Annotated in this window: 27 protein-coding genes; 18 read left to right on the top strand and 9 right to left on the bottom strand. The window is 39.0% G+C overall.

The annotated features are described in order from the left end of the window. Positions 1 to 44: 44 nt before the first annotated feature. Positions 45 to 770: a hypothetical protein gene (locus ACQK2H_RS05585; protein WP_425390467.1), complete on the bottom strand. Its 726-nt coding sequence runs from the start codon at positions 768 to 770 to the stop codon at positions 45 to 47. Between the two features lie 94 nt (positions 771 to 864). Here ACQK2H_RS05585 and ACQK2H_RS05580 point away from each other — a divergent pair, with 94 nt between their 5' ends. Beyond that, complete coding sequence (locus tag ACQK2H_RS05580; protein WP_425390466.1) at positions 865 to 1,380, top strand: uridine kinase family protein; 516 nt, start codon at positions 865 to 867, stop codon at positions 1,378 to 1,380. 44 nt (positions 1,381 to 1,424) lie between these two features. After that, on the top strand, positions 1,425 to 2,444 hold the full coding sequence (locus ACQK2H_RS05575; protein ID WP_425390465.1) for a nucleoid-associated protein: 1,020 nt from the start codon (positions 1,425 to 1,427) through the stop codon (positions 2,442 to 2,444). Here ACQK2H_RS05575 and ACQK2H_RS05570 read toward each other — a convergent pair whose 3' ends face one another. Continuing rightward, the gene (locus ACQK2H_RS05570) at positions 2,445 to 2,996 is read right to left on the bottom strand and encodes a BLUF domain-containing protein (RefSeq protein ID WP_425390464.1); all 552 of its coding nucleotides are present in this window, start codon (positions 2,994 to 2,996) and stop codon (positions 2,445 to 2,447) included. It abuts the gene before it with no gap. Between the two features lie 244 nt (positions 2,997 to 3,240). On the opposite strand from ACQK2H_RS05570, the gene ACQK2H_RS05565 reads away from it, so the two are divergent. Beyond that, positions 3,241 to 5,535: a T9SS type A sorting domain-containing protein gene (locus tag ACQK2H_RS05565; protein WP_425390463.1), complete on the top strand. Its 2,295-nt coding sequence runs from the start codon at positions 3,241 to 3,243 to the stop codon at positions 5,533 to 5,535. 1 nt (position 5,536) lies between these two features. On the opposite strand, the gene ACQK2H_RS05560 is transcribed toward ACQK2H_RS05565, so the two are convergent. Continuing rightward, a complete protein-coding gene (locus ACQK2H_RS05560; protein ID WP_425390462.1) occupies positions 5,537 to 5,929 on the bottom strand; it encodes a hypothetical protein in 393 nt (130 codons plus the stop codon). 40 nt (positions 5,930 to 5,969) lie between these two features. Further along, positions 5,970 to 6,737: a TerC family protein gene (locus ACQK2H_RS05555; protein WP_425390461.1), complete on the bottom strand. Its 768-nt coding sequence runs from the start codon at positions 6,735 to 6,737 to the stop codon at positions 5,970 to 5,972. 114 nt (positions 6,738 to 6,851) lie between these two features. Between ACQK2H_RS05555 and ACQK2H_RS05550 the strand changes: the two genes are divergently transcribed. From ACQK2H_RS05550 to ACQK2H_RS05540, 3 genes are read left to right on the top strand one after another with little or no spacing between them, the layout of a single operon-like run. Then, positions 6,852 to 7,421 carry a hypothetical protein gene (locus tag ACQK2H_RS05550; protein WP_425390460.1) on the top strand — a complete coding sequence of 190 codons (570 nt, stop codon included), beginning with the start codon at positions 6,852 to 6,854 and terminating at the stop codon, positions 7,419 to 7,421. After that, on the top strand, positions 7,421 to 8,092 hold the full coding sequence (locus tag ACQK2H_RS05545) for a DUF2490 domain-containing protein (RefSeq protein ID WP_425390459.1): 672 nt from the start codon (positions 7,421 to 7,423) through the stop codon (positions 8,090 to 8,092). The genes ACQK2H_RS05550 and ACQK2H_RS05545 overlap by 1 nt, the downstream gene beginning before the upstream one ends. A gap of 47 nt (positions 8,093 to 8,139) precedes the next feature. Then, positions 8,140 to 9,897 (top strand): ATP-binding protein, encoded by a 1,758-nt coding sequence (locus tag ACQK2H_RS05540; protein ID WP_425390458.1) that lies wholly within the window; start codon positions 8,140 to 8,142, stop codon positions 9,895 to 9,897. An 8-nt stretch (positions 9,898 to 9,905) separates the two neighbouring features. On the opposite strand, the gene ACQK2H_RS05535 is transcribed toward ACQK2H_RS05540, so the two are convergent. Beyond that, a complete protein-coding gene (locus tag ACQK2H_RS05535; RefSeq protein ID WP_425390457.1) occupies positions 9,906 to 11,180 on the bottom strand; it encodes an acetyl-CoA hydrolase/transferase family protein in 1,275 nt (424 codons plus the stop codon). Positions 11,181 to 11,367: 187 nt separating this feature from the next. Here ACQK2H_RS05535 and ACQK2H_RS05530 point away from each other — a divergent pair, with 187 nt between their 5' ends. The 5 genes from ACQK2H_RS05530 (at position 11,368) to ACQK2H_RS05510 (ending at position 15,783) form a co-directional block, all read left to right on the top strand. After that, positions 11,368 to 12,480: an MFS transporter gene (locus tag ACQK2H_RS05530; RefSeq protein WP_425390456.1), complete on the top strand. Its 1,113-nt coding sequence runs from the start codon at positions 11,368 to 11,370 to the stop codon at positions 12,478 to 12,480. 145 nt (positions 12,481 to 12,625) lie between these two features. Next, a complete protein-coding gene (locus ACQK2H_RS05525) occupies positions 12,626 to 13,471 on the top strand; it encodes a hypothetical protein (RefSeq protein WP_425390455.1) in 846 nt (281 codons plus the stop codon). Continuing rightward, on the top strand, positions 13,468 to 14,493 hold the full coding sequence (locus ACQK2H_RS05520) for a sensor histidine kinase (protein ID WP_425390454.1): 1,026 nt from the start codon (positions 13,468 to 13,470) through the stop codon (positions 14,491 to 14,493). Before ACQK2H_RS05525 ends, ACQK2H_RS05520 begins: the two co-directional genes overlap by 4 nt. After that, positions 14,486 to 15,151, top strand: a complete 666-nt coding sequence (locus tag ACQK2H_RS05515) for a LytR/AlgR family response regulator transcription factor (protein ID WP_425390453.1) — start codon at positions 14,486 to 14,488, stop codon at positions 15,149 to 15,151. Before ACQK2H_RS05520 ends, ACQK2H_RS05515 begins: the two co-directional genes overlap by 8 nt. 56 nt (positions 15,152 to 15,207) lie before the next feature. Next, positions 15,208 to 15,783 carry a hypothetical protein gene (locus ACQK2H_RS05510; RefSeq protein ID WP_425390452.1) on the top strand — a complete coding sequence of 192 codons (576 nt, stop codon included), beginning with the start codon at positions 15,208 to 15,210 and terminating at the stop codon, positions 15,781 to 15,783. A 54-nt stretch (positions 15,784 to 15,837) separates the two neighbouring features. On the opposite strand, the gene ACQK2H_RS05505 is transcribed toward ACQK2H_RS05510, so the two are convergent. Continuing rightward, positions 15,838 to 18,672, bottom strand: a complete 2,835-nt coding sequence (locus tag ACQK2H_RS05505) for an N-acetylmuramoyl-L-alanine amidase (RefSeq protein WP_425390451.1) — start codon at positions 18,670 to 18,672, stop codon at positions 15,838 to 15,840. After that, positions 18,669 to 19,043, bottom strand: coding sequence for a BlaI/MecI/CopY family transcriptional regulator (locus ACQK2H_RS05500; protein WP_425390450.1), 375 nt, complete (start codon positions 19,041 to 19,043; stop codon positions 18,669 to 18,671). The genes ACQK2H_RS05505 and ACQK2H_RS05500 overlap by 4 nt, the downstream gene beginning before the upstream one ends. A 114-nt stretch (positions 19,044 to 19,157) precedes the next feature. On the opposite strand from ACQK2H_RS05500, the gene ACQK2H_RS05495 reads away from it, so the two are divergent. The 7 genes from ACQK2H_RS05495 to ACQK2H_RS05465 all read left to right on the top strand — a co-directional run bounded on the left by ACQK2H_RS05495 (position 19,158) and on the right by ACQK2H_RS05465 (position 23,479). After that, complete coding sequence (locus tag ACQK2H_RS05495) at positions 19,158 to 19,385, top strand: DUF433 domain-containing protein (protein WP_425390449.1); 228 nt, start codon at positions 19,158 to 19,160, stop codon at positions 19,383 to 19,385. Continuing rightward, positions 19,316 to 19,750 (top strand): DUF5615 family PIN-like protein, encoded by a 435-nt coding sequence (locus ACQK2H_RS05490; protein WP_425393126.1) that lies wholly within the window; start codon positions 19,316 to 19,318, stop codon positions 19,748 to 19,750. Before ACQK2H_RS05495 ends, ACQK2H_RS05490 begins: the two co-directional genes overlap by 70 nt. Before the next feature lie 323 nt (positions 19,751 to 20,073). Next, complete coding sequence (locus ACQK2H_RS05485) at positions 20,074 to 20,505, top strand: alpha/beta fold hydrolase (RefSeq protein WP_425390448.1); 432 nt, start codon at positions 20,074 to 20,076, stop codon at positions 20,503 to 20,505. A gap of 42 nt (positions 20,506 to 20,547) precedes the next feature. Next, positions 20,548 to 20,907: an alpha/beta fold hydrolase gene (locus ACQK2H_RS05480; protein WP_425390447.1), complete on the top strand. Its 360-nt coding sequence runs from the start codon at positions 20,548 to 20,550 to the stop codon at positions 20,905 to 20,907. Further along, complete coding sequence (locus tag ACQK2H_RS05475; protein ID WP_425390446.1) at positions 20,904 to 21,398, top strand: RNA polymerase sigma factor; 495 nt, start codon at positions 20,904 to 20,906, stop codon at positions 21,396 to 21,398. Before ACQK2H_RS05480 ends, ACQK2H_RS05475 begins: the two co-directional genes overlap by 4 nt. Then, positions 21,391 to 22,002 (top strand): hypothetical protein, encoded by a 612-nt coding sequence (locus ACQK2H_RS05470; protein ID WP_425390445.1) that lies wholly within the window; start codon positions 21,391 to 21,393, stop codon positions 22,000 to 22,002. Before ACQK2H_RS05475 ends, ACQK2H_RS05470 begins: the two co-directional genes overlap by 8 nt. Before the next feature lie 190 nt (positions 22,003 to 22,192). After that, a complete protein-coding gene (locus ACQK2H_RS05465; protein ID WP_425390444.1) occupies positions 22,193 to 23,479 on the top strand; it encodes an FAD-dependent oxidoreductase in 1,287 nt (428 codons plus the stop codon). A 58-nt stretch (positions 23,480 to 23,537) separates the two neighbouring features. Here the strand turns inward: ACQK2H_RS05465 and eno are convergent, their stop codons facing one another. Further along, on the bottom strand, positions 23,538 to 24,818 hold the full coding sequence (gene eno, locus ACQK2H_RS05460; protein WP_425390443.1) for a phosphopyruvate hydratase: 1,281 nt from the start codon (positions 24,816 to 24,818) through the stop codon (positions 23,538 to 23,540). Beyond that, the gene (gene carA, locus ACQK2H_RS05455; protein ID WP_425390442.1) at positions 24,818 to 25,921 is read right to left on the bottom strand and encodes a glutamine-hydrolyzing carbamoyl-phosphate synthase small subunit; all 1,104 of its coding nucleotides are present in this window, start codon (positions 25,919 to 25,921) and stop codon (positions 24,818 to 24,820) included. Before carA ends, eno begins: the two co-directional genes overlap by 1 nt. Between the last annotated feature and the right edge of the window lie 63 nt (positions 25,922 to 25,984).

Below are 25,984 nucleotides of genomic sequence, written 5' to 3'. Positions count from 1 at the left end.
TCTAGCAGGATATTTTTTTTGTCTTTTCAAGACCCTGATAGCCTTTAGAAATAATAATTCAATGTGAAAATCTTATCGAAAGTGAAGTGATTAATAATATTAAAGTTGACATCTACTGAATCCCCTTCGCCCTTAATCCGCTCTCCATTTTCGTTCAAGACCGAAGTGATCTCCATGTCACTGTAGCCAAGGGCAAATCGCGCAAGATTTGTCTCAATGGTCAGCTGGGATAGGATAAAGAAATATAGACCTGCTTCAGCATCAATTGATCCGGTAATTGTCCATGTATCCTGTGAACTCCATTGATCAGGAAAAGAATCATTAAAGGAAACGTTTGTAAATAAACTTTCAGACTTGGAATGTCTCAGATCGATTCCCGATTGAACAAAAACCCCAAACCTATCCGTTGAAGGAAAATACTTCCTGATAAATCCGCCAATTCCGTATGATCTTGTTGAATATTCACTAGTCCAAATAGAATTATCATCTCCATTTTCTCTGTCAATACTACTATTTGCGATATTAAGCCTAATACCTACCATCGTGTGATCCTCATAGATTCTCCCATAATAAGGTGAAAATGAAAACGATGATATACTTGTTTCTTCATCCTGGTAATAATAGTTGATAGGATGTTCACTATTTTGATCACTTTGGGTTATTGCAAATCCTCCACCAATGATTCTATTACCCGTTAATAGCGCATCTTGAGCTGTTGCATTGATCATAAAGACTAATAGAAAAGGAATGATGAGTTTCTTTTGAGTCATGGTTGTGCTTTAAATTCGTTATAAACAAAACCAGACTAACTGATTAATATTATGAATCTACTACTTTAGGGTTTTAGTTTTCATTTTAATCAACATGTCCCTGATCATCGGCATAGGCGGAGCAAGCCAATCTGGAAAATCGACTTTGTCAAAAAGGCTCGAAAAGCTTTTTTCTCAAAAGAAAGTACACATTATAGAGATGGACAAGTACACTTTTCTTGAAAAAAACATTCCTAAAATCAATGGGCTCACCAATTGGGAAGTTCCCGAATCAATTGATTTCAATAAGATTCTAGAGGCAATTAAAGACAGTCGACAGAATTACGATATCATTATCGTTGAGGGCATGCTGGCATTTATCTATGAAACATTAAATAAGGAGTATGACCTCACGATTTTCATGAAGATAGGTAAGAACACGTTCATCCGGCGAAGAGAAAAAGAAACCAGATGGGGCTCAGAGCCAGCCTGGTACTTAAAACATGTATGGGAAGCGTACTTAAGATTTGGCCAATATCCTGCTGCAGATATTGTTATTTCAGGTGAAAACATAACTTCAGCAAATGACTTAACTCCCATCATTCAAAAAATCAACGCAACCATGTCTTAGCCTTTTGTGGGTCGCATTAACTTCGCTGACTCAAATCCATCATCATGATCGAATACAAAGGTGCAAGCATCCAAGAGTTATTCTATAAAAAAATCAAAGAAGAAGCCGATGAACAGCATCTGCTACAATCCGAATTTTCTCCTTCAGAAGAGGAGACGTTGAAGAACATTTTGCTTAAGCCATTTAGTGAAACCATCAATACTTATCAGTTTAAGCATGATGTAGACCTTGAGCTTAACGTACTTTTTCAGCTTTCTAGAAAAATAGCTGGTGATGGGCAGCTTGGCAATACGCCTGAAGGCATAGTCACCCACTTACGAAATAGCTCACGACACCCAAACATCAAAGAGGGGGACCTGTTTATTGTTCATTTCAGCGACATCATGTTTGGTGGTGAACCTGTAGAAGGACTTGGAATCTTCAAAGTAGAGAAGAAAGATGCGTTTATAGAAACACCGGATTGGGTCAAGGAGCCCACTTTGCTTTTCAAAGAAGGAATTGGGGAAAAGAAACTAGATAAAGCATGCCTTATTCTATTTACGCCCGAACCCTTTACCGTGCTCGCCTATGACAACAACAGCAGTGAAGCGGTTTACTGGAAAAATGACTTTCTAAGTCTTGATTTTAAAAAAGACCATGTAAATGACACCAATCATTTTCTTCAGCTAACCAAAAACTACATTACTGATCAGATGCCTGAAGAATTTGAAGTCTCCAAAACAGATCAGATCGACCTACTCAATAAATCCATTAAGTACTTCAAAGAGGCCGAAACATTTGATAAAGGAGAGTTTGAACTTTCGGTTTTCGGTCAGGAGGAAGAAGCCATCAACTCCTTTAGGTTCTTCGACAAACAATACCAGGATGAAATGGATCTGGAACTATCTGAGAACTTTAAAATTGCTGCAAACTCAGTAAAAAAACAGGCACGAATCTTCAAAAGCGTGCTGAAACTGGATAAGAATTTCCATGTTTATATACACGGAAATCGCGAACTGATCGAGCAGGGTCAGGATGCCGATGGACGTAAATACTACAAGATCTATTATGAGAATGAGTCCTAACTAGGAAACCATAAGGAAAGTCTTTAGTACACGCATCCCCTCATCTTTATAAGAGCTTAAGTCACCATCCATCATGGATTTGTAGTAGGCCATTTTTTGATCACTTATGGAAGTATGAAAACGCACTTTGTTTTCATCTATTCTTTTACCTGCCATATTCCAGTCTGAGAAATAACGTTTAGTTACCGGCTCACAGAATCGCATAACCGAACCACCATGACGATTATCATGATTAATTTTCTCATACAGTGCTTTCACCTTACGCTCCTCGCCTTCCAACACCTGTAAAAACCGATCTTTGGTATGAATTAGAATCCCTGTAATATTTTGCTTGGCATTGTTTTCTCGAGAGATTTCAAGTATTTGCTCTATATCCTCATCCGTGCAACGAGGCATTCTGGCACTCGTATAAACCAGCCGATACAGCGGTTCGCTTTCCACAAGCGGCTGATCTTCTTTACTGTATTCTTCCCCAATAGCTAGCATTAATCGAATCAGCTTCTCATCAGCTTTGTCTATTAGGGTTATTAGCTTTGATTTAAGTTCCTCCATCATTACCTTATTCAAGAGTATAGACTATCCAAATCCATAAATGTTTGAAACCGTCGAAATCAAATGCCACAAGGAAAGAATACGCCGTATTCTATCAGATAATCCACATCAATAAAGGAGCATTTGACCAACTATTAATAATGTGAGAAAAGTCAATATTTTTATAAAAAATCTTCAAATAAGCACAATTTTATTAGTTTTAAGGTTCCAGCGCTGGCATTCACCGTTCTATTTATTATCACTCATGAACACAACTCGCTTGAATATTCCCTATGCGCGGATACTTGCTTTATTAGCACTCTGTCTGTTTAATCTAACCTTAATAGGGCAAACCACTTATTACAGTAGAAATGGAGCCACTGCTCCCAGAAATTGGGATGAAGCTGATTCCTGGACATTAAACGCTGATGGATCCGGAGCTGCAGCGGCAATACCAGGCCCTACAGATAATGTAGTAATACTAAATGGCCATAATATAATTGTCAATGCCACCACTGATAATGGAGGGGCTGGTACTTCTGCAGATGGGTTGGGACAAGCTAACGTTGGAACTTTTGCAGGCTCAGGCACAGCAAATTTCTACCATACCGGAAATATTTACATTAGAAGTGGCGGCACCTTTACAACATCAAGAGCTATGCTAGCCGGGAACCTAACTGTATATGGTACGCTTACAGCAAATAATGATTTGATTATCCTGGGCAGGATGGAAGTAACTGCCAATGCCACCACAACCATAGGTGATGATTTAATTCTATCCGGCTTTAGTGAAACCTTGATCTATAACACTTCTACTTCATCAGATGACCTTTATTTGGATCATACGGACGCATTACTTTGCGGAGATAACTCTGTAAATCTTGGAGACCAGATTCAATATTTAAACGGAGCGTCTTCAGATCAGATTTGTACAGACATAACAGTAGATGAAAATGGAACCCCAACTTCAGGAACAGGATCCAATACCATAGGTACTGAGCAAAACATGCTAAACAGAGGCGCTACATGGAGGTACTTGGATGATGGATCCAACCAGGGAACGGCCTGGCAGGCAAGTGGCTTTGACGATACCGGCTGGTCATCGGGTAATGCGGAACTTGGATATGGAGATGGTGACGAAGCAACTACTGTGAGTTTTGGAGGTGATGCTAACAACAAATACACAACCACATACTTTAGAACCAGCTTTTATGTGGAAGACCGGTCCAATTTCACTAAGATTTTGGCAAACGTAAAGTACGATGATGGATTTGTCATGTACATCAATGGCAATGAGGTATTAAGAGATAACATGCCAACCGGCACCATTTCTTCGTCGACGTTTGCTTCCGGCACAGTAGGTGAAGAAGATATCTATCATGAGTATACGCTCTCAGTCTTTGATGTTTCTAATGGCACGAACTACATCGCAGTAGAAATTCACCAGGCAAATCTGACTAGTAGTGACATTAGCTTCGATATGGAATTAGTAGGCAGTTTTTCCAATGAGCTTATTGGAAAAGGCGAGACCTGGAACTACTTGGATGACGGTACAGACCAGGGAACAGCATGGACCGGAACCTCATTTGATGACTCTGGATGGTCAAGTGGTGATGCAGAGCTGGGTTATGGTGATGGCGATGAAGTAACAACTGTTGGTTTCGGTGGTGATGCTAATAATAAATACGTGACTACCTATTTCAGAAAATCCTTTTCTAATTCAGAGGCCTCCCCTTATGCACTAAAGGTTGGATTAAAAAGAGATGATGGTGCTATTGTTTACTTAAATGGAAATGAGATAATCAGAGACAACATGCCTGCCGGAACGGTAACATATACCACACTGGCGTCAAATGCGGAAGGTGAACCCGAAGAACAAACCTATTACACCTTTGAAGTAGATCCTTCAGACTTGGTTGTTGGCACGAATTACATTGCTGTGGAAATACATCAGGCAAATGTCACCAGTAGCGATATCAGCTTCGATTTGTACTTGGAATTTGTACAGGCTGGAGCCTTATTACCGGTAACATTACTTGATTTTTCGGGAGAGCCGGAAGGAAACACCATTACACTTGACTGGAGTACAGCTACAGAAAAAAACAATGATTACTTTGTGATTGAACGAAGTGCAGATGGGAAGGCATTCACTGAGCTAGCTCGCATACCCGGATCAGGAGACTCGGATGAGGTAATTCATTACACTATATCAGATTATCAACCACTCAGAGGAGCAAATTTTTATCGGCTTTCACAATTTGATTATGACGGCACTACTGAAAGACTTAAAACGATTCGAATTGATAGCAACCCAACAGATCTTCAATCTGTAAGTGTTTACCCAAACCCCGCAAGTGATAAAGTAAAGATAGTAATGAGTGGTAGTTCTGCACCCGAGCATGTCGAGTTATTTGACCTTGCCGGGAACAAGCACAAAATCCAATTAAACAACAAAAATGGAATCATCCAATTGGATTTGGGGAGTTTAATGCCTGGAATTTATGTGCTAAAAGTGAGCAACGGAAGTGATACCTGGTCTCGGATGATTACCAAAAAATAGCTTAGAAAAGATGTATAGCATCCATTTTGCTAAACAGTATCTTTCTAAACTCACCGGGACTCTTTTCATTTAGCAACTGAAGCGGACCCTTCTCTTTAATCAATTCCTGAAAACGCTCTTCAGCTTTGTCAAAAGCCGCTCTATTGGGATACGTAGTTTTAAGAATCAGATGGAAGGGTGCTTCTGCAGATGATTTTGTTTGCAGAATCTCAAAGGAGTCGATATACCCTCTCTCAACTGCCATTTCCCGCAGTTTCAACCAGTTATTCTCATAATAAAATATGGCTTCATCGTGGTTGTTATTTTGCACCTGCACAAAGTCCATTGTACTGATCTTTTGAGCTGATGCGAATACCGAAACAAGTAGTAGCAATAATGTAAGTAGTTTCTTCATTTATTGTGAGTCTTGTTTGTTAAACAACATTCAAACGAAATCACTTATCCCTTGGATGCATTTTTCTGGCAATGAGCTTTTTCTGATACTTTCCCTGAACGATATCGATTATCACCAATATGAATATGATGAAATAAAAGGTGGTTTTACTCATCGGGGTAATATGGTTTCCAAAGATTGACAGATGTGAAAGGTGACCACCCTCTGAAAGAAGCATTACTCCAACAAGAAATAAAATGAAAAGACCTAAAACCTCATAAAGTCTATTCTTCGCCAGAAACTGAGAAACTCCGTCGGAAAGCCAGATCATCAGACCTCCACTAATTATAATAGCTGTCGCCATTACCCAGAATACGTCGCTTAGAGCCATAGCACTTAAAATGGAATCAAATGAAAAGATCAAATTCATTAACACAATCATGGTGATGGTTTTAGTAGTACTCTGACTCCTTTTTTCCTCACCCTCATGCTCTTCCAGGTAAACCAGGTGAAAAATCTCCTTCACTGCTGTGTATAGAATGAAAACACCTCCAAAAAGCACTATCAAACTATGTACGCTTATTGCTCCACTAATAAATTCAGAATCAAGCTCCAAAAAGGGATCTTGAAAGTACTTAATCACACTAACTAAAACATAGAGTAAAATGATCCTCAATGCGATTGCGATCCCTATCCCGATCGATCGGACGGCTTTTTGTTTATCCAGAGGAGCTCTTTTGGATTCAAGTGAGATATAAAGCAAATTGTCAAAGCCCAAAACTGCCTGAAGCAAAATGAGCATTAGTAGAGTAAGTATATTTTCAGCCATGCTTTGTTGAATTTACCGCAAGAAATCAAAAAGCCATGTTTCTTGCAACTCACGATGTGGTCTTGTTTGAAGTCAAGATTCTCTATTCAAGTCGAATGTGACTATTTTTAGTCCATGCGATCTCTTAGTTATTTGATTTTTCTGATTTTCACTATTTCTCTATTCTCTCAAGAGCTAAAAAAAGAGAAAGAATCTCGATTGAAAAAAGATAAAGTACCTGAATATATGTTGGAGTGCCTTCAACCGTATCTTTCAAAAAAAGCGACCTTTTATCGTGAAGTAGATGGAAACAAAAAAAGCTATGAAGCAAAACTTCAATACGATGGAGGCAAATACAGTATCGAATTTGACGATTCACTCAAACTAGAGGATGTTGAGCTCTCCATAACTATTGATCAGATAGACGTTAATGTGAAGGAAAAAATAAATGCACACCTCTCCCATTCACAAAAGTTTAAAATACTGAAAATACAGAAACAATTCTCCTCTGATAAAAGGAATGACAGAGAAGTCATTGATGAAGCACTAAAAAATAAAACCGGTGACATCATCAACTACGAATTGGAAGTGGGTATAAAACATAAAGGCAAATGGAAATTCTTTGAAATGACCTTTTCCGATGTAGGAAAATTCCTTTTCCAAAGAGAAATATCAGAACGTACCTCAGGCTATGTACTCTACTAATGAGAAAGTTTATACTCTGCTTCATTTTAGTGATGATCGTATTTACGACAAAATCCCAGGAAACTTCTCTTGCCTGGGAAAGTGCTATTGCAGCAAATTATTCGATCGACCAATGGGACCTAAACACCTCTGTAGGACACAGGACATTAAAACTAAATCAGCCAGATGGCTCATCCACAGAGTGGGCATTTTTTGATCTAAATCAATTTATTTCCCGAAGACTCTCACCTGACTTCTCCATAGCAATCGGTTATAAATACAGAAGGATTGACCCTATTGATCACATGGGAATCATAGAGCAGCGTATAACTCAACAGCTGGCTTATACTCATTTAAATGATCGAATAAGGTTGTTAAGCAGATTTAGAGCGGAACAGCGGTTTTTCACCAATGTTTTCGAACATCGCTATCGCTATCGGTTTTCAGCTGATATGCCATTGTCCGGATTTGAAATTGATGTGAAGGAATTTTATGTTTTGGCATCAAACGAAGTTTTACTGACCTTTTCAAATGAAGATTATATCCTTGACAATCGTATAAATATTGGAATAGGATATGTTGCAACTCATTTTTTGCGCTTACAGCTGGATCTGACTCAGCGTTCGGAGAATTTAAACCAATCAGCGATCCAAATTCCATTTATTACCTCATCAGCCGTTTTTAAGCTGTGAATGTCCATACTCTGTTCATATTTAGACCCAAATAGTTATATTCACTTTTGAGTGAGTACCAGCTATTGAATTTTCAAATCAAACATATTTTACCTTCGACAGACCGTTCAGCTAAAATTGAATTTCGGCTGTTTGAAGTCACTTTAGCCTTGACGGTTCTTGTGTTTATTTTTTGGTCCATCTACGGACTCATTGTAGGGTATGATTCGTTTATTCAGACTGTGTATATCAGTGGAATTTTTATTTATTCCACACTTTATATCCTTCAAAAAAGGAAAATGGCTTTCAGGCCACTTTCACTAACCTATTATTACCTGGCGTTATTTCTTTTGGCAATATCATGGCTGCCATCAGGAGGTATAAAAGCTGCTATTCCCACCTTCCTGGGATTGGTCTACCTTTCCGGTCTTCTTGTGCTACCCCTTAAAGATTACCTGATTTTCATAATCATAACTTTTGCAACTGCTTGGGGCTTGGCGGTCTATGAAATGAACTTCCCTGAAGCTGCAGTTCCTTACACCGATGATGGTCTTCTTCTGCAAGATCTTACCATTGCTACCCTTACTTCATTGGGCATTATGGGGTTTTGCCTATACATATTTAAAAGGTCATACATAGACGACCGCCGCGAGCTTAGGAAACGAAATAAAGAACTCAACGAAGAGAAAATCAAAGCAGAGTCCACCGATAAAGCAAAATCTACTTTTCTTGCTACTATTTCGCATGAAATGCGAACACCCCTCAACGGCATTGTTGGAATGACGGAATTACTTGCCAGAACCGACTTAAATAAAGAGCAAAGAGAGCTGGTGGAAAGTCTGGGGTATAGCAGCAATATCCTGCATGGACTGATCAGTAATGTGCTGGATCTTACCATCATAGAAGCTGGCAAGCTGGACTTGACCATGACCGTTTTTTCCTCTAAAGAAGAACTAAATGCAATATGGCGTGTATTCGAAAAAAGGGTTCAAAACAATAACAATCTCTCAATCCAGCTAAACGTAGATGAAAGCCTGCCGGAATATCTGACCGGAGATATTGCGCGAATCAGACAGGTGCTGGTAAATCTCCTAAACAATGCAATAAAATTTACCTGGAAAGGAAGTATCACTTTAAGTGTCGACGTAGTAGGAAAGACCGGAGACGTGATCTCTGTGAGATTCAGCATTCAAGATACTGGGGCTGGTATTCCATTAGACCAGCAAGAACATCTTTTCGAGACATTTTATAAAGCTGCACCCTCTGAAGGATATGAAGGTTCCGGTCTGGGACTTGCTATCGTAGAGCGCCTGGTCAAACTAATGGGAGGCAACATTAGATTTGAGTCTGAATCGAAAAAGGGTTCGAATTTTTATTTCACTGTTCCACTTGGAGTGGCGAGCAAAGATGACATGGAGTCATTCGACCGTATTGTAGTGCCGGGTTTAAATCAATTGAAAATATTAGTCGTAGAGGATGTGGAGATTAACCGGCTCGTAGCTAAAAAAATGCTGAAGAATATGGATATCCAGCAAATTGACATGGCTAACAATGGCACAGAAGGTGTTCAAAAAGCCACTGAAAATTTCTACGATATCATCTTCATGGACCTCCAAATGCCTGACATCTCAGGTTTTGAAACTTCTCGTCAAATTACAGAATTTTATAAAAAAGCGCCTAAAAAGCCAATCATAATTGCCCTGACTGCCAATGCAATGAAAAAGAGCATGGAAGAATGCCTTGAAGTAGGAATGAGCGACTATATCTTAAAGCCAATAAAGTCAGAAACCATCAAGCAAGTATTAATGAAATATTTGAATGACTAGTTGGCTTGCTACTTAAACCTTTCATATGCCGCTCTATCTAAATCCTCCCTATGATCAGGGTGAGCCAGATCAATCATAAGTTTGGCTCGCTCTCGTAGAGTTTTTCCATATAAATCAGCAATTCCATACTCTGTGGCAACATAATGAACGTGTGCCCTGGTAGTCACCACTCCGGCTCCCGGCTTGAGCATTGGCACTATTTTGGAATCATTCCTTGCAGTAACCGATGGTAACGCAATGATGGGTTTTCCTCCTTTAGAAAGGGCAGCTCCTCTTATGAAATCCATTTGACCTCCTACTCCACTATATATGCGTGTCCCTAAAGAATCAGCACATACCTGACCGGTAATATCTATTTCTATAGCACTATTGATACTGGTCATCTTTGGTAATTTTCGTATAACTGCCGTATCATTTACATATTGAATATCCAGCATTCTTACTGCAGGATTATCATCCACAAACTCATACAGCTTCTTTGACCCCAGCAAGAAGCCGGAAACAATCACTCCGGGATGAATGGTTTTATGTCGATTATTTATTACCCCACTTTCAACCAATGGAAGTATTCCATCTGAAAACATTTCCGTATGGACTCCCAGGTTTTTATGATTAGAAAGGCAGGAAAGCACTGCATCCGGTATGGCTCCTATTCCCATTTGGAGTGTTGCTCCATCTTCAATTATTCCGGCCACATGTTGACCAATTTTAACTTCAACTTCCGATAGACGATGAGGCTTAATCTCAGGAATTTCTTGTTCACATTCAAAGTATCGATCAAATTGACTAATGTGCAATACCCCATCCCCGTGTGTTCGGGGCATTTTGGGATTTATTTGTGCAATAACCTTTTTAGCCACGTCCACTGCTGCTTTAGATGCATCCACTGAAATTCCCATGGAACAAAAGCCATGTTTATCCGGTGGAGAAACCTGAATCAATGCTACATCAACAGGAAGAACACCATTTCGAAACATATGTGGTACCTCACTTAAAAAGCTGGGAATAAATTCAGCCCTCCCATCATTGATAGCTGACCGTACATTGGAGCCAACAAATAATGCCTTTACTTTAAAAACACCCTTATATTTCTCATCGCAATACGGTGCATTCCCTTCAGTGTGCAATTGATAAATGGTTACATCTCTCAATTCATCACCTCTATTAGTCATCGCCTTTATCAATGCTTGCGGAGCTGCTCCCGCAGTGTGGATAAACACGCTATCACCGGATTCAATAATTGAAACAGCCTTTTCTGCACTTTTCACCTCAGTTCCTTCCATCTAATTTTGATTTAAATTTCAAGCGCAAAGCTGCTTAGAGATACCTGCAGAGGATAGGACAAAAATCAGCTTTAAGGATAACTTGGGTCAGTTTTGAATAAAATCAATCAATTCATCTAACTTATTAGTTAATACAATAAATCTAACCACCCTCTTTTATTCGTATGTCACTACATCTATTAACCAAATGAGCAATAACATGTCACTTGAAAATACTAAAACTCTAAAATGGAGAGAAGTCTACAGCCTGGCTGCACTTAATGCAGCTGTAGTAATTAGCTGGATTGCATATCATGAGTACCAGCCGGTGCTTATGGAAAATCTGGGCATTACCCACCTGGTGGACTTCCTGATCATTGCGAAAGCCATTATCCTGGTAACCATCCCCCCACTGGCAGGGTGGCTCGCTGATCGAATCATGAAAAAGAACGGAAAATACATGGTGATTTTCACCGTGGGAATTGGCGCTACTGCGATGGTTTTCATGGTGGTCGCCACACTTATCGGCACCTCTCATATCATGGACGTGAGCGGAATCATTCCATTTATGATTGTAATATGGTTGATCTGTATGAACCTCTTCATTAGCCCTGCAAACTCAATGATAGAGGCATTTGCACCAGCAAAACAGCTACCAATAGTGGTGGGAGTGCTTTTCCTTGTAACAGAACTTTTATATGCGCTGGAGCCAGTAGTAGTAGCTCTTGTCACTTTCTTTGGAGATACGTTGACATTCGTTGTGGGTGGAATTTTAATTGGTGGTACAGGATATATTTTTCACAGAGTTTCACGTGATGAAGTACTTCAACGAAAAGCAGATCTAATGAAAGACGACCGTGTCAAAAGTCAGTCAATGATGTCTTATATAGCCATATTGGTGGTTGGTCTTTTATTAGGAGTTGGTAAAGCGTTTATTGTCGAGTTTTTACCGGAATACTTCGCTGAGAACTTTGCCTCATTTCAACTCAGCGGAAGCATCATTTCTTTTTCTATTTTAGGAATTTGTGCCATTGGTGGATTTCTGATTAGTAGAAAGATCGCAAAAGTAAATCTGAGAAAAGTGCTCATTAGCAGCTTCATTGTGCTTTTCGTTGGCGTATTATTGTTGATTTTCTCCGGTAACGTTTACCTATCCATCGTCTCAGCATTGATCATTGGAGCGGCATTTACCATTATGAATATTGGTGGACTTCCATTCGCCATCCAAAACCTGTCTGTGAGACACGTGACTTATGGAGTAGGTATCTACATCGGCGCATCAGAGGTAATTACCGGTCTCTTTGAATATTTATATCAATAATATTTTCTTAATCGATATTTAGAAGTCCTTCTTAATGAAGGACTTTTTTTATGGTTTACCCTGAAAAATGGCTGATTCACAGATATTTTTTTTCACTACTTTGTCAATCGATCACTTTTGAGTCATCATCAAAATTGAAACAATCATGAAAAAGCGATCAATAGTTTTACTAGGAATACTAGCTATCGTACTGAATTCTTGTGTCTATTCACTATTCCCGATTTATACAGAGGATACGATTGTATTTAAGGAAGAACTACTTGGCAGATGGAGCCTTCAAGGAGATAAAGCAGAAAATTATATCGATTTCCGACGAATAGATGAAGAATCAGAAGAAGAAAAGGAAGACAATTCCAAATATGTTTACTCCATTGAAATCCAGGATGGCTTCACCATGAGTTCCAATGAGCCACTATTCATAATGGAGGATGGGAAGAAAATTTACAATGAAGACAGCATCAAGTTGATCATGAAAAGACGTCTAACACAAGTCCGGGAAAAAAATGAAGGTGACGAAATGACTTCCGAAACATCAAAGTCAAACAAACCAGAGAAAGACAATTCCAATTCTATCAAAGAGTTTACGGGGACCATTTCTGTATATGAAGAAAAAGGCTATCGAATGACAGTTATGGAAGATGGTAAAGCGTTTGAATATACTGCTCATCTCGCCAGGATTGGCGAGGATATCTTCCTGGACATTTACCCTGAGACAGAATTCTCTTCTAATCTACTAACCAATAATTATTTCCCAGTTCATACATTTTTCAAGCTTGCTGTAGAAAACAATAAGCTTACAATTACATCATTTGACCTGGAAAAATTGAATAAACTTTTTGAAAGTAATCTGATTCGCATTAGGCATGAAAATGTAGAAGGAAGTGTGCTCATCACTGCTCAGCCGGAGGAAATGCAGAAGTTTTTTGACAAATACGCTGATGACGAGAATGTTTTTGACGAACCAAATACCTACAACCGAGTAGTGCTATGAAAAGTAAAGGCATTTCCCTTTTTATATCAAATAGAATATTACAGCACCTGGCATTCTGGGTGCTTTCTATCTATATCATTGGGAGCTATTTCTCCATCTCAAATGAGCTCAAAACGATTGATTTCATTTACTCACTGTTCTTTCATATCCCACTTCTATTGTTGGTATATGTAAATCTTAGGTATCATATCCCAAAGTTTCTGCTGAAGCAGCGATATATCATCTATTTGTTGCTAAGTATATTCAATCTCGCTACCGCATTTTTCTTACATCAGGTATTATTTGACGTTATCATACCCATCTTACCCACAGACTTTTATATGGTTTCGTTCACAGATGCGTCCGTTTTGATAGCCATATTCATAATTTATCTGGTACTAACCACACTTTTAAAGCTTTCTAAGTCCTGGTACGAACTTCAGCAACTGGAAAAAGAGAGGCTTTCATTGGAGCTTAATTCGCTTAAAATGCAGATCAATCCACACTTTCTGTTTAACAGCTTGAACAGCATGTATTCACTAGCGAGAAAAAAGAGTGATAAAGCACCGGATGCCATTCTGAGATTATCCAACCTCATGCGCTATATGATTTACGAAGTGTCTGAGGAAGTACCGATATCCAAAGAAATCGACGCTATTCAGGATTATTTAGATCTGCAAAAATTGAGATTAGAAGAGGATGCCAATATTACGTTTACAGTCGAAGGAGCAACAGAACACCAAATGATCGCTCCCCTGTTATTCTTTCCTATCATTGAAAATAGCTTTAAGCACGGCCTGAAGGGTGACAAAGGGACTAACTTCGTCAGAATCATGATTAAAAACACCAATTCTGAATTGACTTTCCATGTCACAAATAACAAAGGAACAACTGATCATTCGGAAGAAGGAAAATATGGAGGCATTGGATTAGCCAATGTTAAGAAGCGGCTTCAACTCATTTATGGAGACTCGGCTCACATGGAGGTGAACGATGCAAAAGATTCGTTTGATGTTTCAATTAAAATCAAGTGGAATGATTAGATGTCTGATCATTGATGATGAACCACCTGCAAGAGAAGTATTGGAATCTTATGTGGCTGACCTCCCAAAGCTTCAGCTGATTGCCAGTTGCACGAATGCTGTTGAGGCACTGGAGTGGCTGGATAAGGAACCCATTGATCTGATTTTTCTGGATATCAATATGCCAAAACTATCAGGCATAAATTTTTACAAGTCACTTTCAAAGAAACCAAAAGTGATCTTCACTACTGCTTACGCTGATCATGCGGTAGAAGGTTTTGAACTGGAAGCAGTGGACTACCTCCTCAAACCATTCTCATTTGAGCGTTTTGTTAAAGCAGTAAATAAAGTCGACACTGGAAAGAAAGAAGAGTCGGTAGATTTCATCATGCTCAAGGCAGATAAGAAAAATCACAAAGTAAACTTTGATCAGATTCTATATTTTGAGTCAATAGGTGATTATGTGAAAGTCCACATGAAAGACAAAACCTTGATTATTAGTGAGACCTTACGTAAACTCGAAGAAATCTTACCTGACACATTTTTGAGAGTACACAAAACTTACATTATTTCGATTCCTTGCCTTGAATATGTTGAAGGTAACCAGATCAAAATTGCCGAAACAAAAATCCCGATTGGGCAGTCCTATCGGGATAGAGTGAACAACCTACTAAAGTGATGAAATACCTATTTTTCATAATATTGACTTATCCGCTGTTTTGTTCCTCACAAAAAATGAGTTCAATTCATAAGAAAGCACATGAGTTCGCCCTTGAAAATATCTCAGAGGAGCAAATGAAGTCAATTAAAATTGACCAGGATCTGCTAATTAAAGTCAGACATGAAAACCAAAATGGAGATCTAGCCTGGAAGGGAGATTTGAAGCTCATCAAAAGAAGCAAGACTAAATTCGATTCATATCCAGTTGGAAAATGGCATCATTTCGGATTTATGGAAGATGACAACCAGGAAATGATCCTTTTTGAGACCCATGATTTATATGATCAAAATGGACGAATACTAGCAAGTCAAACCTTAGCCAAAAAGACCGGTAGGTTAATTGATCATTACAAAATCACACCTTCTGAGGATCCGGACTACTTATTCCTTTTGAATTATAAATCTTACCATAAGAACGGGAATCTCAACACCCAAAGCACTTTCGTAAGTAAGAAAGAAGTTTTACCATTTTACTCACCTTTTGAGTACTTCAAAAAGCATGGTGAGGTGCGGGTTTTTGACGAAAGTGGTCAATTGATATCCTGTTCCACTTACAGATTTGGCAAGAAAATCAATGACACTTGTGAATAAATCCCGATAGGGCAATCCTACCGGGATAAAGTAAATGAGGTTTTTAGGAAGTGATTACAGTGACTGAATACTGGTTTTAATGCCCTTTGCAATGCTTGAAGCAAGCAGCTTTTTGCCTTCGTATGAGTTCATAAAAGTAGCATCTTCGGTATTGGATAAGTATCCAAGTTCAATATGAACAGCAGGACATTGTGCCGTCTTTAATAAATAAACGTTTGACAATGCCATTCGTGCTTCCCTATTATTTACTTCTATTTCCTCTTTAAAATATTTGGCCAGCTTCAGCGATTCATCATAAAAGATGCCATTAGGGTTTAAGTACAAACCTGTGAACTTTTTAGAGTCATCTTCATCAAAATTAGCATGAATGGATATGAACAAGTCTGAATTTGCTGTTGCTTCAGATCGTGATTTTAGGTCAATAAATTCATTATTATTCCTTGTGAAAACTATTTCGATACGACTATCATCCGAAAAATACTCGCCAACCATTCTTGCAACCTCCAAATTAATATCCTTTTCCAGGATACCTAATTCAGATTTAGTACCCATATCATTACCTCCATGTCCCGGGTCTATGATGACTCGATAGGTCTGTTGATTATCTTTTATTTTCTCCTTACCCTTATTTTTAGTCTTCTGCTTATCCTTGTCCTTTTGCTTATCCTTGGTAGTAATTTCAACCACACCGTCTTTTCCCTTTTTTCCGTACTTGTTCTTTGCATCTTTCCCCTTAAGAACATTAATGCGATCGATGTTATTGGGATTCAGGTCAGTGACTTCCTCAACAACCTTTCCATCAACAACATATAATGGGTCATTACCAGTACCTTTAATACTAAGGGTGCGATCTTGCTTACTATCCTCAAACTTCAGTTTCTCTTTCCTAATCTTATCTTCGATTAGCTGCTTTTCTTTGGCTTCCTTAATATTTTTTTCTTGCCTGTTATCATTTCTGACCTCATTCCAAATTCTGTCCTCATATTCCTGATATTTTTGTGCAGCTTTCATTGCAAGCTCTTTATCATTAATAATCCAGACATATTTTTTACCATCCGGCACCTTAATACTCTCTAAATATCTTGCCTCAACTTTAGTGACCCATTCGATATTTTTTGTTTCATCATGCATATCAAAATGATCATATATTTTTCCTTCATACCAATAAGCTGACAATTCATCTTTCAAAGGATAAATCGATAAAATCACTACCCCATTTCTTCCCTCCTCACCATACTGATTTACAGCCTCATTAGCATTCAATATCTCAACACTTTTGATATCATCTGGACTTAAAAGCCAGAGATCTTCGTTCGTAACAACTTTATCTTGTAAAATGATAATTGGTGATTTATCATATCCATGCAACCTTAAAGTAGCCTCACCATTTCCTTCATTATCAGCTATGAATTCCAATACTCTTGATTCATTTTGCGATTTACTTTTTTCAGAATGAATTTCCTTAATGACCGGCTTTGGCTTAAAGTCATCAATGTAATCCATCGGATCTACGCGCTTATCACCTTTCTTTACCTCATAATGAAGGTGAGGTGCGGTAGACATCCCACTATTACCAGATAAGGCAATTACCTCACCTTTCTTTACTTGATCCCCCTCCTTCACTTTAAACTGAGAAAGCTGGGCATAGTAAGTTCTATATCCGTTTCCATGATCAATTTTTATCAACTTACCATAACCTTCCGATTTGTCTTGTAGCGATTCCACCACACCATTGGCTGTAGCCAATATTTGTGATCCAATAGGACATGAAAAATCAACCCCAAGATGCCACTGTTCTACTTTCTTAACCGGATGAATTCGTTTACCAAAACCAGAAGTTAAACGCACCAAGTCTTGACTTTTCACTGGCATAATTGATGGCACATTATCGTCCTGTTCAGTCTTGTTGAGTTGTGCTTTGGGTTCCGGCAGATTAAATGTCGGGAGCTTGAAGCTTGGTTCAGGAGTTAAAATTTCTGCCAGTTCATTCCCAACATTTTCAATCGGCTCGATGGCTTCCTTACTGGAGAAAGCGAAAATAACCGATACCAATACGGGCAGAGTCAATGCATACAGCAGCCCTGCATATTTATTTTTTTGTTTGTTCATCATGACAATTCGTTTTTTAATCATTGAAAAATTGAAATGACTCACTAAACCTGAATACGTGGCATACTGAAGCTGAGCATACAATACCTCCTGGTAACCAATCGGATCATTGTATTGGTTGATCACTGCCTCATCAGCCTGGAATTCATGGATTTCAATGAGTGCGTTTCGATACAAATAGATGAAGGGATTGAACCAAAACAGCGAAACAAGTAAATCCATCAGCAGCCGGTCAATCGAATGACGCTGCTTTACATGCACACACTCATGCGCCAGTATCTGATCAAAAGCATCTGACCCAAATACATCTTTGGGAATAAATACACTGGAAAAGAAACTAAACGGGCGAGTTTGTGACGTTTTAAAAAGTTTAAACCATCGTTTTTTTACATATTCTGAATGTTTTTTAAGTTTTTGAATAAAGAACAAATACACTATGGATCGTCCAATGAGGATTACTGTCGCCAGCACATATAGCCACGGCAGCAAATACCACATAGAAAAATTGGCTTCTCCGCTTTCTTTAGGTACAGGTACCATTACAAACTCCACAGCCGATTCTTGCATCCATACAATCACAGGAGATTCTTCCAGTGGCTGGACAGGTAATTGATCAGGTATCTCGATAAAAGGAATAGCAAAGCTTACGACCAAAGCAGCTAGCAAAAACAGCCTATTCCATCCATGACGAACAGAATTTCTCAATACGAATCTGTAAAAGGCATAGAAAATCGCTTGTATGACAAGCACTTTTCCGATATAGATCAACACTTCACTCATGATTTTCTCTGAGTTATTTGTTCGTCAATCAGTTTTCTAATAGCCTTGAGCTCCTCCACTGAGAGCTCTTCCTGGCTGGCAAAGAAGGAAGCAAACTTTTTCGCTGAGTTATCAAAAAAGCTACTCATCAGTCCATTCATGGATTGACGAGTGTACTTTTCCTTAGAAATCAGCGGATAATATTCCCTCGACTTCCCATGTGTTTCAAATCCGATGAACCCTTTTTTCACCAGTACATTTACCACCGTGGAGATGGTAGTGTAGGCAGGTGCCGGATCCGGATATTGCTCTACAATGTCCTTGAGGTAGGCTTTTTCCAGCCCCCAAAGGATCTGCATGAGTTGTTCTTCTGCTTTGGTCAATTCCTTCATAACACAATACTATAACTATAATTATAATTATACAACTATTTTTATAGTTATTATTATTCTGTGAGCATCTACTCCTAGATCAACTTTCCTGCTAATTCTTCGTAACTTTGAAATATGGAATGGCGAGAATATGTAATATCGGACAATAAAGTGCTTTTAGGTAAGCCAACGGTCAAGGGAACTAGAATTTCCGTTGAGCATATTATTGGTTTGCTTGCTCAAGGATGGTCTGAACAGCAGATTCTTGAGAATTATCCTCGCTTAACAAACGAATCCTTACAAGCCGTTTTCGCATACATACAGGACTGCATGAAGGATGGGCTTCTTTATTCCAACGCCTAACTTATTTAACCCTTGAAATTCTTAGCGAACGAAAATGTTCTATCGCAAGTGTCAACCATTTAAAATCGAAAGGATTTGACATCACTTCAATAGGGGTGGATGATTCAGGAATCTCTGATGAATATGTGATGAAAACTGCTATGGAGCAAGATCGAACCATAATCACCTATGACAGTGATTATGGCGAACTCATTTTCAAACATGGATTCAAACCAAACGCAGGAATCATTTTCATTAGGCAACAACCTGCCGATCCTCTTGAAACGGCAAAGATCGTTGACCGCCTAACTTCTAACTCCAACCTATCTTTCGAGCGTACTTTAACTGTTGTTGACTCAAACTCTTTGAGACAAAAGAAATACTAACACACCGACATAATTACTGAGTGGCCGTTACCTCACCTCGTCCTCTTCCGTGACGAGGATGTTAAAATCAATTGCATTTGAAATTCACTCAACATTACCTTAGTTCGTGTTCCAACGAAATAGAGATAAGGTTTTTGAAGACACTAAACAAGGCTGAAAGGCCTTTTCCAGCACCCATAGGATCTGCATGAGTTGTTCTTCTGCTTTGGTCAATTCCTTCATGAAGCAATACTATAATTATACAACTATTATTATAGTTATTAAAAAAATATTAGTAGCGTGTAACAATTCAATTGAGCTTGCATCCAAGGGTAAAAACAAAAATGAAAAAGCTATTATTAACACTTACATTTCTATCATTTTATTTGGCATCTACAGCCGGTTCTGCTATTCGAGTTGATAAGTCAGGTAGCGGAGAGGTGATTATGTTCTTACCAGGCTTTACAAGTCCCGGTACGGTTTGGAGTGAGACCATTCAGAACCTTAAGGGTGAATTTGAAAGTCATGTTGTTTCATATGCCGGATTCAACGGGATAGAAGCAATAGAAATGCCATGGTATAGCACCATCAAAGAAGAACTCATCGAATACATTGTTCAAAACAACCTTAAAGACCTCAATATCATAGGCCATAGCATGGGTGGCACCTTAGGCGCAGACCTTGCCGCTGAATTACCAGATCGAATCAATCGATTAATTGTCGTAGATGGTTTACCGTGCATGCGCGAAGTAATGATGCCTAATGTGCCTGCTTAGACGCTTCAATATGATAGTCCATACAATAATCAAATGTTGAGCATGGATAGCATTTCATTCAGACAAAATGCAGCAATGATGGCCAAATACATGACTCTAAAAGAAGAGAAAGTAGAAACGCTCATCCAATGGATATTGGATGCAGATAGAAAGACGTATGTCTACGGTTACACTGACTTATTAAAATTGGATATCAGGGAATCTTTGCCGAATGTAAAGGCCAAAACATTGATCATTGGTGCACCATTCCCTGATGCAGAGACAGTTCGAACGACATTCGAAAACCAATTTAAAGATGTACAGAACAAACAAGTTGTAATTGCCGAAGACAGCAGGCATTTCATCATGTTTGATCAGGAAGACTGGTTTTATGAAAAAGTAAATAGCTTTCTGGCTAAATGAGCACTCCTAACCCATCTGATTTTCAATCCATTTTTGACAAATATCAATCCATGGTCTCTCAAATGTGTCTGGGGTTTGTGTGTGGTGATCAGGACATAGCAAAGGATCTTACGCAGGAGGTATTTATCAGCACCTGGAACGCGATGGAAAGGTTTGAAGGCAGGTCTTCATATAAGACATGGATATACCGCATCACGGTAAACACCTGCCTTCAATACCATCGAAAAAACAAACGTCAAACACTTATCGATTTAAGCACGGTTGAAAATGACCTGGAAGAAGAGAGCAACATATCCAGCGTAGAAAGACAAAATGAATTGTATGTAGCCATCAATCAGCTCAATGAAGTCGATAGGCTTATTATCATGATGATATTGGAGGAACTGGAATATGAAGAGATTGCTGAGGTTATTGGTATTTCAGAAACCAATCTTAGGGTTAAGATTCATAGAATAAAAAAGAAATTAAAAAAACTAATGAGCAATGGATGACGAATTGAATAAACTCAAAAGCCAGTGGAAGGAAGTAAAGGCCTCTACCAAAAGTTCGACGCTTACTATTGATGAGGTGAGAGAACAAGCAAGGAAGAAGAAAAGAAACGTCAGGTATTCACACTATGGTAATATGTCAATACTGATCATTACGCTTATCATAATTTCATTGTTTTTCTATCATGTGACTCCATTTCAAGACCTGTTAAGTAAAATCGGGGTGGCATTAATGATAGGAGGATTAGCCTTACGAATACTCATTGAATGGGTAAGTGTGGTCAAATCGAAACAAATTGATTCAACCCATGAGGCACTTAAAAATATCAACAGCGCTTTAAAATTTTATAAATTCAGGAAGAAGATTCACGGGCCAATTACGGTTACAATAGTGTCATTGTATACGCTGGGTTTTTACATGTTAACGCCTGAATTCAGCAAATACATTGAGCTGCACTGGATGATAATTATGGATGTTGGATATGTTATTGGAGCACTTATACTAATTACTCAAATAAGGAAGAAAGGTATAAAAGTAGAAATGAACGATTTAGAAGAATTGATAGAATTGAAGAATGAAATAACAGCAACTGAAACACAAGCTTAAGCATCTCTTATCTCGATTCATACTTAAAAGAAATCAGCTCGTACCCTTGTGGTACACAATATGCCACTAACAAATCCATTAACTTTCCATATGAGACGATGGTTTATCCGTGCAAGTATTGCTTTAATTTTCATGTCATGCCAAACGAAACATGAGATGCAACCAATTGTAGTCATTGGAGGCGGATTAAATGGGAAGTGCCACTGCCTGGCACTTAGTACAAAATGGAGAGTCAGTCATTTTACTGGAACAACAAGATTCTATTTACACTTCAGGTTCTAGTCTGGGTGAAGCCCGAATCTCCCGCAGCTTAGGTCCTGCAAATGATATTTATGCCTATCTACAAATTAGAGGCATTGAGGAAACGAAAAAGTTGATCGACTTCCTGAATACCAAAGAGTCTCAAATCCATTCGATGGATGACATCTACACCACGTCTCCTGTTACATACATTTTCTATCCGGAAACCTCAGAAGAAATTGAAGTCTTCAACCTTGATCAACCCGACACACTACTTGATTCATCTTCAGATAGCATTGCCTTGGCAATGGACGCAGCAACCGCTGCTTCAAAATTTGAACTTGCGATACCTGATTCCTTAAAAATTATCCGTGAATACCGACAGTATTCAGGCACCATGAACCCTCATGCACTTATAAAAAAGCTTCATGTCGGAATTAAGTATTCAGGAGGAGAGATATTGTATAATCATCACGTAAGCAACATCAAACGTAATAGTCAAGGATATGAGGTGACTATTTATAATAAAAAGAAACAGGTTAAAAAAACCATTAAGACAGATCGTATTGTAGCAGCAGCCGGCCCATACAATGGTAGGTTATTAAAAAACCTATCACCAGCCATTGATCAACTCATCACTCCAAAGCGCTTGTTCCTTTCTTTTTTGAAAATCAAACCAACAGCTTACAATCAACTAAGTGAATTGCAAAAGAAAAAACTGATTGATGCTTACCCTGTCATCAAACTTCACTCAGAGTTATTTTACTCGATGATTGAAAAGTTTGACGCAGATGGTGTCCCGATTTTAAAAATTGGTGGCCATTTTAAGCGAACTGAAATCGAAAACCTGGACGATGTGTGGTCCCAGCCCTTAACTGATCAGGAAAAAGAATGGAGCACTGAACAAACGGTAGACTACCTGAAAATGATTGGATTAGCCATAGAGAAAAAAGATTTGGAGTACTTCGATGGTTATTCCTGCGTCTACTCGCTTACAAAATCAGAAGTACCTCTCGTTACCAACTTACCCCTTGAAGATGGGACATTTGATAAGAATGCGGTTCTCATAGGTGGAATGTCAGGAGTAGGAGCAAAAGGCACCATGACTTATGGACACATGGCTGCAAATCTTTTGCTTGGCCAGCAAGGATCTGAAGATCAGATGTACAAAAACACGCAAAAAGCTTTGGGTAATGAGCGGCTTAAAAGGGATTTAGCCAAACTTTCTATAGAATAGATCGTGCTAAACAAAAAAAGCCTCCAAATGGAGGCTTCAATATTCTTATTGCTTGATCTTATTTATTACTCGGATAAATCGCTACCTCTCCCAGCTCCTCTTCTATACGCAGCAGCTGATTGTATTTGGCCATTCTATCTGACCTACTCATCGAACCGGTCTTAATCTGACCACTATTTGTAGCAACAGCTATATCAGCAATGGTAGCATCTTCCGTCTCTCCGGAACGATGTGATACGACTGCCGTCCATCCTGCTTTGTGTGCCATTTCGATCGCATCCAAAGTTTCAGTTAGCGTACCGATTTGATTTACTTTTATCAAAATGGAGTTTGCAGCGTTTTCTTTAATGGCTTTCTCTAGAAACTTCACATTGGTTACCAACAGGTCATCACCTACCAATTGACATTTGTCCCCGATCTTCGCTGTTACCTTCTTCCAGCCTTCCCAGTCGTTTTCATCACAACCATCTTCAATACTATCAATAGGGTATTTATCTACTAACTCAGCAAGGTATTCAGCTTGCTCTTCACTAGATCGCTTAGCGCCGTTAGGTCCTTCAAATTTGCTGTAGTCGTATACGCCATTTTCAAAAAACTCAGAAGATGCACAATCGAGTGCGATAGTAACATCTTTACCCGGCTTATATCCTGCCTTTTCAATAGCCGCTAAAACACTTTCCAGGGCTTCCTCAGTACCACCTTCAAAGTTTGGTGCAAAACCGCCTTCATCCCCTACTGCTGTGCTTAACCCTTTGTCATGGATGATTGCTTTCAAATTATGAAAAACTTCGCCACCCATTCGTAATGCTTCAGTAAAAGTAGGTGCACCTACTGGGCGAATCATAAATTCCTGAAATGCTATAGGAGCATCAGAGTGAGAACCACCATTGATAATATTCATCATTGGTACAGGAAGCGTTTTCGCATTGGCCCCTCCAATATATCTATAGAGTGGCAATTGGCATGCATCAGCTCCTGCATGAGCAACAGCTAAAGACACCCCTAATATTGCATTAGCGCCAAGCTTTGACTTATTTGGTGTACCATCTAAATCAATCATCAACTGATCGATATAAGCCTGCTCCACAACTAAAAGCCCCTCAATTTCAGGAGCAATGATATCGTTCACGTTATCTACCGCCTTTTGAACACCTTTACCCATATACCGAGACTTGTCACCGTCTCTGAGTTCCACTGCTTCATGCTCTCCTGTGGATGCACCTGAAGGAACCGCAGCTCTTCCAATGTAGCCATCTTCTGTGATTACCTCTACCTCTACAGTAGGGTTACCTCGGGAGTCCATAATCTGACGGGCAAATACACTTTCGATAACGCTCATTACTTATTGTCTTTTATTAGTTGGATAAAATCGTCAAATAGATAAATAGAATCGTTGGGTCCCGGAGAAGATTCCGGGTGATATTGCACAGCAAATGCCGGCTTGTTTTTCAGTCTCAGACCTTCAACTGTATTATGATTCAAATCAATATGAGTTAACTCAGCAACATCTGATTTTTTTAAGGCATCCATTTCCACAGCAAACCCGTGATTCTGAGATGTGACTTCACTCAATCCTGTATTCAAATTCTTTACAGGATGATTGAGTCCTCTGTGTCCATGATGCATTTTATACGTTGGGATGCCTACTGCCAGTGCCAGTATCTGACTACCCATACAGATGCCGAATGTTGGCTTGTTAGCATCCAAAATTTCTTTCACCGTATTGGATGCATAATCCATCACCGCCGGATCACCAGGCCCGTTCGAAATGAAATATCCGTCTGGATTCCATTTCTCCATTTCTGTGAAAGTTGTTTTTGCTGGAAATATTCGGCAATGACAATTTCTGTTCACCAGATTTTTCAGAATAGATTTCTTTATTCCAAGATCCAACACAGCCACTTTAAAGCCATCGTTATCTTCACCTAGTTCATAAGGTTCTTTTGTTGTAACCTGAGTAGAAAGCTCTAGTGCTTCCATACTAGGAATTTTATCTAGCTCTGCCTGTAGAGCATCTCCTTCCAGTTCTGAGGAGATAATCGCATTCATTGCACCTTTAGTACGAATATGGCGGACAATTTTTCTGGTATCTACACCGGCAATGCCAACAGTATTGTTTTTCTCCAAAAATTCCTGAAGACTTTCTGTTGCCTTTGTCCGACTATAGATGTGTGAAAAATCATTGACTACCAATCCTTTGATTGTTGGTGAGTCACTTTCTACCTCTTCGTCTATTGCTCCATAGTTTCCTATGTGAGAGGTAGTATTCACAATGATTTGACCATAATAGGACGGATCAGTGTATATCTCCTGGTATCCGGTCATTCCGGTATTAAAGCAGATTTCTCCGCCTGATGTACCTTGTTTACCAATGGAGTATCCAGTAAATGTGGTGCCGTCTTGTAGTAAAAGTGTTGCTTTCTTACGGATAGGGTATTTCATACTGGGGAGCAAAAATAGTTACGGATTGGGCAATAAAAAAGCCATCCACTAAAACGTGAATGG

The organism is Ekhidna sp. (assembly GCF_965228795.1).
In the GTDB taxonomy this organism is placed as follows: Bacteria; Bacteroidota; Bacteroidia; order Cytophagales; family Cyclobacteriaceae; genus Ekhidna.
The sequence above is the reverse complement of the archived record's forward strand: the minus strand, read 5'-3'. Positions and strand labels throughout refer to the sequence as shown.